Raw genomic sequence first — 10,984 nt, 5'->3', positions numbered from 1 at the left:
ATGAGAGTTCTGCTTAAGGTCGGTCTTTTTTATCTTAATTGGACCCTTGACTTATTTGCCATTATACGCTGTCCCCAACTGCTTTAAAGTCTGTGGGGACAGGCGATTTTGATTCGAATCTTTGTCCAGGTTTAATGGTGGATGGTGAGATCATATGGTCCATCGATAAAAGTAACGTTTTCCAAGTCAAATCGTCAGCCAATTAATACATATTTCATATACTGTTTTCAAAAAATGACTTACTTTTTACAAAAAGAAGTGTAAGAAAAGACTTGCGCAAAACTAAAAAAATTGATATATTTTTCTTGTGAATAATTTCACAAATAACCATTCTGTTATTTTTTAAATCGATATGTGAATGTATTCACATAAAATGAATGAATCAAATTAGCTAAGTGAATGATTGTAAACAGTATTTTTTTTAAGAAAAAATGTGAAATATTTCACAAATTAATACTGGGGGAAATTATAATGAATTTAACATTAGGAAACAAAATTGTATTAGTAGGGAATGGCGCTGTTGGTGAGACAGGAAAAGAAGCAGATTTAACGAAAATGACATTAAAATATAGCTTTGGGTTATTGATATTTGTATGTATTTGGACATTTATATTGTCATTATTCTTCTAGCATTTCTATAAGGACAGAGGCCTTGCTGGTACATGCCATTTTAGTCAATATAAACAAAACTTCACTGTCCCCACATGCTTTAAAGTATGTGGGGATAGGCACTTTTGCTTTTTGCTTCAGTATGTTATAACCAATAATTTATCATTTTCCAGCCATTCAGCCAAAAGGACGTCTTTAATTTTATGGACGCCTTGGGCTAACAACTGATTATTTAGCCATCTGTTATCTTTGTTTATTTCTTCTAAATTCTCTTTAATAATTTGTCCATCACTAATAAGTGTTATGGGGAGATATACATGTTGAGGAGGCATATTAAAGTCTTGCAAAGTCGTTTTTTGATAAGGTGATTTTTTTAATATGCTAATGGAGCCATTTGATTCGATAAAGGCAAATGCAACTTCACGAACTGAGAAAGTCTCACTTTGGCGCAGAAGGCTTTGCAGTTGATTAATGTTCATTTTGCTTTTTTTCAATTGTTCAAAGTCAATTTGGCCATTCCTTATAACCATGGAAGGTTTGCCTTCCATTAATTCTCTTAATAATAGGGATTTTTGAGCGAGGTATTCAACCAGGAAAAGCAGACCACCCCATATAACTATAGTAAAAATAATATAGATAATGGGTACATTATTTTGATAAACAGCATTTCCCAGCAATTCGCTAAGAACAATTGCTGAAATAAAATGAAATGGAGTAAATTGTCCTATTAGTTTCTTTCCTATTATTCTGATTAAAAAATATAGCAAAAAGAAACCTAGAACTAATTTTGCGGACATCTGAATAATTTCCACTGTTCTATTCCCCCTGCGCATCTTAGAAACTGAAAAAATTTTATACTATCATCCTTACCAACAATCAGGAGGGTGATACGTACTTTTTTAAAGATAGTATGGTTAATATGAGGTGTTTTTGAGAGTATAAACTCAAGTGCCTATCCCCACCTGATTTAAAAAATGAGGGGGACAGGCACTTTTTACTTGTCCAATAATCATTGCTTATTCCCCCGATCCGCATTATAGTGGATACGAAGGATTAGTCATTACAAAACCTATATATATCTGAAAGGTTTATATAAAGGAGTATGAAATATATGTTAGCAGCAAAGAACAGGTTCAGAATTGAAAAAGATTTTCTTGGCTCTAAGGAAGTTCCTGCCGATGCCTATTATGGCGTTCAGACCCTTCGTGCGGTTGAAAACTTTCCGATTACCGGCTACAGAATTCATCCGGAGTTAATAAAAGCAATGGCGATGGTGAAAAAGGCAGCGGCCATGGCGAATATGGAAGTTAAGCGGCTTTATTCAGGCATCGGAGACGCGATCGTCCAGGCAGCGGATGAAATGATTGAAGGAAAATGGCATGATCAGGTCATTGTTGATCCAATTCAGGGTGGTGCCGGAACGTCTATTAATATGAATATGAATGAAATCCTTGCTAACCGTGCGATTGAAATAATGGGCCATGAAAAAGGCGATTATTCTCATTGCAGCCCTAATACTCATGTCAATATGTCACAATCGACGAATGATGCCTTCCCGACAGCCATGCATATCTCTGTATTAAAGCTGCTGGATCAGTTAATCGGGGCAATGGAACATATGCATTCCGTTTTCCTTGAAAAATCGAAGGAATTCAACCATGTGATTAAAATGGGACGGACTCATCTTCAGGATGCGGTTCCAATCAGGCTTGGCCAGGAATTTGAAGCATATAGCCGTGTCATTGCGCGGGATATTAAGCGGATTAAACAATCCAAACAGCACTTATATGAATTAAACATGGGTGCGACGGCAGTTGGAACTGGACTTAATGCCATCCCTAAATATATTGATTTAGTCGTGAAACACATTGCTGACATCAGCGGCCTGCCATTTACAGGCGCAGAACATCTTGTAGACGCAACGCAGAATACGGATTCTTATACAGAAGTCTCCGGATCATTGAAAATCTGCATGATCAATATGTCTAAGATCGCAAATGACTTGCGGTTAATGGCATCAGGCCCACGAGCAGGACTTGGAGAAATTTCACTTCCAGCGAGACAGCCGGGTTCTTCCATTATGCCGGGAAAAGTAAATCCTGTACTGCCGGAGCTTATCAACCAGGTTGCTTTCCAAGTAATCGGAAATGACCACACCATCTCTTTAGCATCTGAAGCTGGGCAGCTAGAATTGAACGTGATGGAGCCAGTCTTAATCTTTAACCTTTTGCAATCGATCAGCATTATGAATAATGCGTTCAATACGTTTACAGACCATTGTGTAAAAGGTATCGAAGCAAACGAGGATAGGCTAAAGGAATATGTTGAGAAGAGTGTGGGAATTATTACAGCAGTTAACCCTCACCTCGGCTATGAAGTAGTATCGAGAATAGCGAGGGAAGCTATTTTAACTGGTTCTCCAATCAGGGAATTATGCTTAAAATATGATGTTTTGACAGAAGAAGAACTGGATTTAATACTAGATCCGTATGAAATGACGGATCCTGGTATCGCAGGTGCTGCGCTGCTGGAAAGACACTAAATGGAAATGCCTGTCTCCAGACATTTGGGGACAGGCATTACTTGTACGGTATTGAACGAAGTTTTTATTATTTGAGCGATTTGTTTCATTAATCCTTTACGGCGACCATCTTTCCGGATTTTCATTGGATATGGACGTCATGAACCCTTAAAATTAGTGCCTGACCACACATACATGGCACCACAACATATATTAAATATCAAACTTCAAACAATATACTACTGTTACTCTCCCAAAGGGTATCAAGAAGCCTCTCCTTATCTGTCCCCAACCGGATACTTCTTCCCATTCTTTACAATCTTCTCCTCCACAATCTCTTTGACATCCAACCCGAGGTCGGAACATAGCAAGAGTGAGTAGATCAAAACACCAGCGATTTCTTCCCGGATGTTTTCCTTATTTTCTATAAGTGCTTCTTCGCTGCTGATCCATTGAAAGTCTTCCAGTAGTTCTGCTGCTTCGATTGAGATGGAGATGGCGAGATCCTTAGGATTGTGGTATTTTCTGTGCATCACTCGGGATCTGGTCTGGGAGACATTTTGCAGCTGGTAGTGGTTGTCGGCAATAATATAGTTAATCAGATTCGACTCAATATTGTAAGTCGCCGATTGATTAAATTTCTCATGACCGATCAAGATAGTGCGGTTTAAACTCTTCCTCCTTTTATCCTCTATATGATTCTTCAGCCTCCGTGCAGCTTGGACAGTTTGTCCGATGTATGCAGACGGCCGTTTGTTTTTAGAGTGCCGGGGGTCAGGCACCTAATACTAAAAAGCCGCTTACTGCCTGGGCAGAAGCGGCTTTTTAAATTCAATCTTAGTTTCGGATCAGATAGTCAAACGCACCTAGAGCTGCAGTAGCACCAGATCCCATGGAGATGATGATTTGCTTGTAAGCACTATCTGTACAGTCGCCTGCAGCAAATACGCCAGGGATGCTTGTTGCACCGTGCTTGTCCACAACGATTTCGCCGAAGCGAGTGCGTTCGATCTGGCCGCCTAACCAGTCTGTGTTAGGAACTAGGCCGATTTGGACGAATACACCTTGCAGGTCAATGTGGTGAACTTTTTCTGATTCACGATCCTTGTATGAAATACCGTTTACTTTATCAGTTCCAGTGATTTCTGTTGTTTGAGCGTTTGTAATCACTGTTGCGTTCTGAAGGCTGTGAAGTCGCTCTTGCAGAATGGCATCAGCTTTCAGTTCCGGATTGAATTCAATGACGGTTACATGGTTTACAATCCCTGCAAGGTCGATGGCTGCTTCTACACCGGAGTTTCCTCCGCCGATAACAGCTACATCTTTGCCTTCAAACAATGGACCATCGCAGTGAGGGCAGTAAGCCACACCCTTATTCTTGAATTCTGCTTCACCCGGTACGTTCACGTTTCTCCAGCGTGCACCAGTTGAAAGGATAACGGATTTACTTTTCAGAACCGCGCCATTTTCAAGCTCGATCTCGACAAGGTCTTTCTTCTCGAGGCCTTTGGCACGCTGAAGGTTCATGACGTCAATGCCATAATCTTTCACGTGTTCTTCAAGGCTTGCGACAAGCTTAGGACCTTCTGTGTGCTTAACGCTGATAAAGTTTTCAATGCCCAATGTATCCATAACCTGTCCGCCAAAACGCTCAGCAACAATTCCTGTTCGGATTCCTTTGCGTGCTGCATAAATGGCTGCACTGGCACCCGCTGGACCGCCGCCGACGACAAGTACGTCATATGGGTCTTTATTAGCGAATTCTGATGCGTCTGGGCCAGTTCCCAATTTGGCTAGAATTTCTTCAAGGCTCATACGGCCGCTGCCGAAAGACTCGCCATTTAGGAGAACAGTTGGCACTGCCATGATCTCTTTTGCGTCAACTTCCTCTTTGTAAGCTGCGCCATCAATCATCGTGTGAGTAATAGCAGGGTTTAGAACACTCATGACGTTAAGAGCTTGCACCACATCAGGACAGTTATGACAGCTTAGGCTGACATAAGTTTCAAAATGATATTCTCCCTGAATGTTCTTCACCTGGTCAATGACTTTTTGGTCAACCTTAGGTGCTCTTCCGCTAACTTGAAGCAGTGCAAGCACTAAGGATGTAAATTCATGTCCAAGAGGAATGCCGGCAAATGTGATGCCAGTGTCTTCTCCAGGTCGATTTACACTAAAGCTTGGCGTTCTCTGCAATTCAACGCGCTCAACTTGAATGCGGGAGGACATGCTGGACAATTCATCCACTAAAGCCAGCATGTCGCTGGATACTTTATCTGATCCAGCGCTGACTTTTAGCAGTATATCGCCCTCAAGCATTTGAAGATATTGAGCTAATTGTGCCTTTATATCTGCATCAAGTAACATGTTTATCCTGCTCCTTAGATTTTACCTACTAGGTCAAGGCTTGGCTTAAGTGTTTCAGATCCTTCTTTCCACTTAGCTGGGCAAACTTCACCCGGGTTGTTGCGTACATATTGTGCTGCTTTAAGCTTGCTTACAACTTGGCTTGCGTCACGGCCGATGCCGCCAGCGTTGATTTCAACAGTTTGGATGATGCCATCTGGATCGATGATGAATGTTCCGCGATCAGCTAGTCCAGCTTCTTCGTTCAATACATCGAAGTTGCGGGAAAGCCTTTGAGATGGGTCGCCAATCATCACATATTCAATCTTAGCGATTGTTTCAGAGTTGTCATGCCAAGCTTTGTGAGTGAAGTGTGTATCAGTTGAAACAGAATAAACTTCTGCTCCCATATCTTTCAAAGTTGCATATTCGTTTTGAAGATCTTCTAATTCAGTAGGGCAAACGAATGTGAAGTCAGCTGGGTAAAAGCAAACTACGCTCCACTTGCCTTTGAAGTTTTCTTCAGAAACATCGATGAAATCACCGTTATGGAAAGCTTTTGCTGAGAATGGAAGTACTTCTTTGCCGATTAATGCCATGATTAAATTCCTCCTAAAATGGTTGAGTGATATGATTATTAATTAAATAGCGAACTATTTAATAATAATTCTAATTCGGTAATTATTATCATATACGATAAAATTTTTGTCAAGGGATAAGCTGTGAAATTCTTTTTTCTATTTGGATCCAATTTTGAAAGTTCTAAACAAGCCGTCAGTAGTAATAATGGCACAGCTGTAAATGAGAATTTTTGTGAAAAATCCACATCGAAATGAGGGTTTATATAGGCGGAGCACCCTTAATTACAGTATAACTCTATTTCTTTTCGCTTTCCCTTATTTTGCCTCCGCCACTCTCAACTAATGTGATAATAAAGTTAATAATTGAGAATTAAAATTTATTGGCACAAATTTCTGATGATTGCGTATTGAAGAGCTGCGAGCTTCTTAAGAAAAGCCTAAAGCGTTTGCCTATCGGCGACAAGGATAAGACGAGCCGGCTGAAAGGTTGTACGTTAATCTTTTGGGCGGAAATGTTAAGGTGACTGCCCAGGGGCAGCAAGCATAAGCCGACCCAGTAAGAAGGCGGTTTTTCCTTCTGGAGGGAAAGCTTAGGCCCGAGAGTCCCCAGGAGGCGAAATTAGACAAGCTTAAACCTTCGAGCCGATGGCGCCTGGAGCTAGACAGTATCTAAGTTCAAAGTTATACTTTCTTACTCTTGAACAAAATCGTATGTTCCATTAAATTATTATTCCCGTTTGCGGATAAACCAATCCTATTGTTTTTCCATTTCTTTTATTTATCCCTTCTAAATGCTGAAGAATTATTGTTGAATACACTGAATCATTATGGGTGATTTTTTAGCGTTTTACAGGACTGATTTTGTAAAGGGTGAGAATAACCGCTCTGAGGACATGCTGATGGACAGAATGAGAAGGTTTGGTAAGCATGATTAACGAATGACATCGGCACAAGACCAAAGTCATTCGTTAAAAGAAGGTCTATTTCTCATCTTCAAGATCCTCGATTAATTTCTTCATCTCTCTGATTTCCTTGCGCTGGGCTTTAATAATGTCATCTGCAAGCTTTCGAGCGCGCGGGTCTTTGATGTTGGCGCGTTCGCTTGTCAGGATGGCGATAGAGTGGTGGGGAATCATCGCTTTCATCCATCCGGTATCATCAACAGTTATTTGGCTCCTTACAAGCCAAAGTGATAGAGCGAACACGAGGGCACTTCCTGCCAGTATAGCCACATTCATTTTCGTATTTTTATACATTTTCCACATAAACAATAGCATGACAACTGCCATAATAGATCCCATGATAAGTGCCATAAATACTCTCGTTTGGCTGTAAAAGATATGATCGAATTGGAATACGTTCAAGAACATAAGCCAGTACATAATAAACGTAGAAACAACAATCATAGCGAAAAATTTACCATATTGTTTCAATGCTTTTCCTCCTTTCGTAAATACTCTAGCCTGTATGGTTTGGAATACCCTGCTTAGGTATTCCTTGAACAGGACTTATGGCCAGTTTCTCCTAATATGAGAGGAACTGGCTCTTTTGTTTGGTTCATGCCCGCTGAAGAGAGCTGCAAATGACTAAATACTCTTAAAATAGTTGTGGCAACGATAGAAGCCCTAGTTTATGATAAAGATAGAATAGTAAGAAATTGATTAATTAGGTGGGAGCTTCGGTGATTCTATTAGACTACATTATTAATCTCTCCATATTTTCTCTATTTGTCAGTACACCTTTAGTCATCCGCTCGTTTATTAATCATAGGCCGATCAGGCAGCTCCACTTGTGGGGGGGACTTTATGCAGGGGCCGTAACGGCGATTCTTGTAGGGTTATCTTTTCATGAGCAGGGCTATTCCTATGATATACGCTATGCCATTCTCATATTGGTCTTTTCCTATTTAGGAAAAGGGGCAGGGTTCATCACGGGTATTTTCGCCCTGGTGTCCAGGCTCTTAGTAAGTGACAATTGGGAGCCTGCTATAGTAGGATGGCTGATTATTATGAGTGTATTTACAGCTGTACATAAATTTAGCTCCAGGGTAAATCCCATTAAAACAACGGCGGTTTTATTTGGAACCTATTCGGTGATCTATGTAATTACCGTGCCGATTCTGTTTAACGTTTTTAGGAGCAGCCCTATGTTTCACCTTCAATATCTTTTGTTTGTTGGGCTAGGCGTCACGGTTGGAAGTTTGCTGATTGAGTCCTATGAGAGGCTGATCCGGAATTTCAATGAGAAAAAAAGCATGGAAAAGACGCTGCAAGAAAGCGAGTTCAAGTACCGGATCATCGCTGAGAACACTTCAGACCTTATTGCCGTGATGGATCGAGATCTGACTTTAAGCTATTTGTCTCCGTCACATGAGTTTGTTTTGGGATATGAAGTGCCTGAACTAAAAGAGATGGATGTGAACGTTATCATTCATCCGGAAGAGGCAGACATATTTTTGGCTAACCTTGAGAAGATATTTGAAGACAATGAAGAAATGTCAATGGAGTTCCGTCTTCAGCACCAAAAAGGCCATTGGATCGAATTTGAATCACGCTGTATGCCTGTGGAGGGCAAAAATGGAGTGATTGAGCATATTGTGATGATCAGCAGAGATATTTCTGAACGTAAAAAAGCTGAAGAATTCCTATTGCAATCTGAGAAGCTATCGATTGTTGGGGAACTGGCAGCTGGGGTGGCCCATGAAATCCGGAATCCTCTTACAACGATTAAAGGCTTCGTGCAGCTGTATAAAAGTGACAACCGGGAAATTAATGAATTGCTGCTAAGCGAGCTGGAGCGTATTGAACATATCACGACCGAAATGCTGTCGCTTGGAAAACCGCAGGCCATTCAAATGAACATAGCTAGTCTGAAGGAGATAATTGAGAATACTGCAGAGATTCTTTTGCCGCAGGCCAATATGAATGGAATTCAGTTTAGCCTCCTTTTTGAAGAATCTGATTTTCTGATTACATGTGAGAAAAACCAAATTAAACAGGTCTTCCTGAACCTTATAAAAAACGCCATGGAGGCCATGCATAAGGGAGGGGAGATTGAGATTTCTCTCCGGCAAGGCCGAGAAGGCCAGTGTGTGGTTTCTGTTTTAGATCAGGGCTGCGGAATCCCTGAAGAATTTCTGCCGCGTTTAGGAGAGCCATTTTATTCTTTGAAAGAAAAAGGGACAGGCCTAGGATTAATGATCTGCCATAAGATTATTAAACAGCATCATGGCAGTATTCTGTATAGAAGCAAGCTGAATGAGGGAACGTTAATTGAAATCACTTTTCCGCTGGAAAGTGATTTTGAATAAATGGGTGCCTACAAAGGGCACTCTTTTATTTCATTATGGGGTTTAAAACCACGTCTTCTGCATGTGTGACAACAAAACTTGGGGTTGCGCAAGGTGCTATTGCTTCCTGCCTTTTTATGATATCAGAATTTATATCCCTTTGAACTTAGAGAACTGTCTAGCGCAAGCAGCCTGCCTCCTCGAGGTCACAAGCTGATCCTCTCAAAAAGTCAAAGAACGCCTTTCCATGAGGCTCGTCTTGTGCTTGCCGGGGGTGGACTCGGCGCCCTGCGCTTTTTTATTGATGTCTTCTGCCATGGGCTTATTTTTTGAAAGCAATGGGTTTATCAGAAAAGGAAGAGCAGGATAGGGGAGGCAGGAGTGAGCCCCGCAGCCCTTTTGCTTCCTGTTATTTGGCTTTCTCTTTTATCTGTTCCCTGATGCTTTCAAGTTCTTCCAGAGAGAGTCTTCCGAGAGATTTTTTTATTTCTTCTTCAATTTGTTTTTTGTTTTTCTCTCTATACTGGTCCCACCATTTCCGTAACCCTTCCGTGTGGGTTAGAAGATATTCAATATCGATTTCTTCCACTTCATCATCAGATAAGTAATCTAAGACAGCTGCAAGCATCCGATTAAGTTTGCTGATTTCATCTTCAATTTTTACATTGGGTGGTGCTGCTTCCACCTCAGGCGAATCCTCTTTTTCTTCTTCTTTGCTGGCGGCAGATTTCCGTGTCATGCCATCCCCCTCCTTGTCATACAAGAATTTACTTAGTAGTATTGCCATAAAAATTTATTGAATGAAGAAGAAAAACTGATCGATTTTCCTGGTAAAGCGTCTTATATGTATAGACCAAAAGATTGAGGTGCTGAGATAATGAGAGAGCGCGAAATTAAGTTTCAGACAGCTGTCGTGTTAAAAGGAAAGGTCAGCTTTCCGGAACAATTCGCAGGAAAACATCCTCTTGTGGTTATTCTCCATGGATCAGGACCGGTTGATCGGGATGCCTTTGTGAAAAATCAATCACATGTCCGGTCTTGGCCTTTATCGGAAGTAAAGATGTTCAGGTGAATCCCGAGCATGTACATCTTTTTGCAAAAAAAGCGAATGGGCCTGCTGAGGTCTATAATGTAAAAGAGATGAATCATTTGCTGAGAGACCAGGAAGGACCCGCATCGATGATTAAAATAAAGTCAATTTATAAAGATAGCCTTACTAAGCCGCTCATCCCAGCGATGTTATCATTAATTAAGCAGTGGACTGAAAAATTTATTCTTTAGATAGAAGAAAAGGTGTTTGCTTTTGAATTTTTTGGGGTTTAAGTAGAGCTTGCACTTTTTTTATTTTATGTGTTGACTTCTGTCTATTAATTATTGTAAGATAATACTTGTCGCTGAGGGGGAATTGCTCAACGGCATCAAAAAACTTTCATTCTGTTGTGACATTGAACAGTAAAAGTTTTAATAAAGAAGTTGACTTTTGCAGAAGAAGATGATAAGATAGATTTCGTTGTCACTTCGAAAGAAGATCAACAAATTAGTTCTTTGAAAACTAAACAAAACAGAAACGTCAACGTTAATTCTTTAGTCTTTTTTGAAAAGACAAATCGAGCTTAATCAACTCTTATATGGAGAGTT

General features: G+C 40.5%; 10 protein-coding genes and 1 pseudogene. 4 read left to right on the top strand and 7 right to left on the bottom strand.

Going from position 1 to position 10,984, the window contains the following annotated elements; translation table 11 throughout:
- The first annotated feature begins 471 nt into the window (after positions 1-471).
- The gene (locus NCCP133_RS21555) at positions 472-630 is read left to right on the top strand and encodes an L-lactate permease (protein ID WP_264807284.1); all 159 of its coding nucleotides are present in this window, start codon (positions 472-474) and stop codon (positions 628-630) included.
- 116 nt (positions 631-746) lie between these two features.
- Here the strand turns inward: NCCP133_RS21555 and NCCP133_RS21550 are convergent, their stop codons facing one another.
- Positions 747-1,421 (bottom strand): DUF421 domain-containing protein, encoded by a 675-nt coding sequence (locus tag NCCP133_RS21550; RefSeq protein ID WP_264807282.1) that lies wholly within the window; start codon positions 1,419-1,421, stop codon positions 747-749.
- Between the two features lie 299 nt (positions 1,422-1,720).
- Here NCCP133_RS21550 and aspA point away from each other — a divergent pair, with 299 nt between their 5' ends.
- Positions 1,721-3,151 (top strand): aspartate ammonia-lyase, encoded by a 1,431-nt coding sequence (gene aspA / locus NCCP133_RS21545; RefSeq protein WP_264807281.1) that lies wholly within the window; start codon positions 1,721-1,723, stop codon positions 3,149-3,151.
- A gap of 257 nt (positions 3,152-3,408) precedes the next feature.
- Here the strand turns inward: aspA and NCCP133_RS21540 are convergent, their stop codons facing one another.
- From NCCP133_RS21540 to NCCP133_RS21520, 5 genes and pseudogenes are all read right to left on the bottom strand, one after another.
- Entirely contained in the window at positions 3,409-3,663 is a 255-nt protein-coding gene (locus tag NCCP133_RS21540) for a nucleotide pyrophosphohydrolase (protein ID WP_264807283.1), read from the bottom strand.
- Positions 3,648-3,885: pseudogene (locus tag NCCP133_RS21535) on the bottom strand (GIY-YIG nuclease family protein); the annotation flags it as partial. The gene NCCP133_RS21540 and the pseudogene NCCP133_RS21535, both read right to left, overlap by 16 nt.
- Before the next feature lie 82 nt (positions 3,886-3,967).
- Positions 3,968-5,497, bottom strand: a complete 1,530-nt coding sequence (gene ahpF, locus NCCP133_RS21530; protein ID WP_264807280.1) for an alkyl hydroperoxide reductase subunit F — start codon at positions 5,495-5,497, stop codon at positions 3,968-3,970.
- A 14-nt stretch (positions 5,498-5,511) separates the two neighbouring features.
- Positions 5,512-6,075, bottom strand: coding sequence for an alkyl hydroperoxide reductase subunit C (gene ahpC / locus NCCP133_RS21525; protein ID WP_264807279.1), 564 nt, complete (start codon positions 6,073-6,075; stop codon positions 5,512-5,514).
- A 962-nt stretch (positions 6,076-7,037) separates the two neighbouring features.
- Entirely contained in the window at positions 7,038-7,490 is a 453-nt protein-coding gene (locus NCCP133_RS21520) for a DUF305 domain-containing protein (RefSeq protein ID WP_264807278.1), read from the bottom strand.
- A gap of 248 nt (positions 7,491-7,738) precedes the next feature.
- Between NCCP133_RS21520 and NCCP133_RS21515 the strand changes: the two genes are divergently transcribed.
- Positions 7,739-9,367: an ATP-binding protein gene (locus NCCP133_RS21515; RefSeq protein WP_264807277.1), complete on the top strand. Its 1,629-nt coding sequence runs from the start codon at positions 7,739-7,741 to the stop codon at positions 9,365-9,367.
- Positions 9,368-9,755: 388 nt separating this feature from the next.
- Here NCCP133_RS21515 and NCCP133_RS21510 read toward each other — a convergent pair whose 3' ends face one another.
- Positions 9,756-10,085 carry a hypothetical protein gene (locus NCCP133_RS21510; RefSeq protein WP_264807276.1) on the bottom strand — a complete coding sequence of 110 codons (330 nt, stop codon included), beginning with the start codon at positions 10,083-10,085 and terminating at the stop codon, positions 9,756-9,758.
- A gap of 138 nt (positions 10,086-10,223) precedes the next feature.
- On the opposite strand from NCCP133_RS21510, the gene NCCP133_RS21505 reads away from it, so the two are divergent.
- The gene (locus NCCP133_RS21505; RefSeq protein WP_264807275.1) at positions 10,224-10,418 is read left to right on the top strand and encodes a hypothetical protein; all 195 of its coding nucleotides are present in this window, start codon (positions 10,224-10,226) and stop codon (positions 10,416-10,418) included.
- Positions 10,419-10,984 lie beyond the last annotated feature (566 nt).

Source organism: Cytobacillus sp. NCCP-133, assembly GCF_026011715.1.
Lineage (GTDB): Bacteria > Bacillota > Bacilli > Bacillales > Cytobacillaceae > Cytobacillus.
The sequence above is the reverse complement of the archived record's forward strand: the minus strand, read 5'-3'. Positions and strand labels throughout refer to the sequence as shown.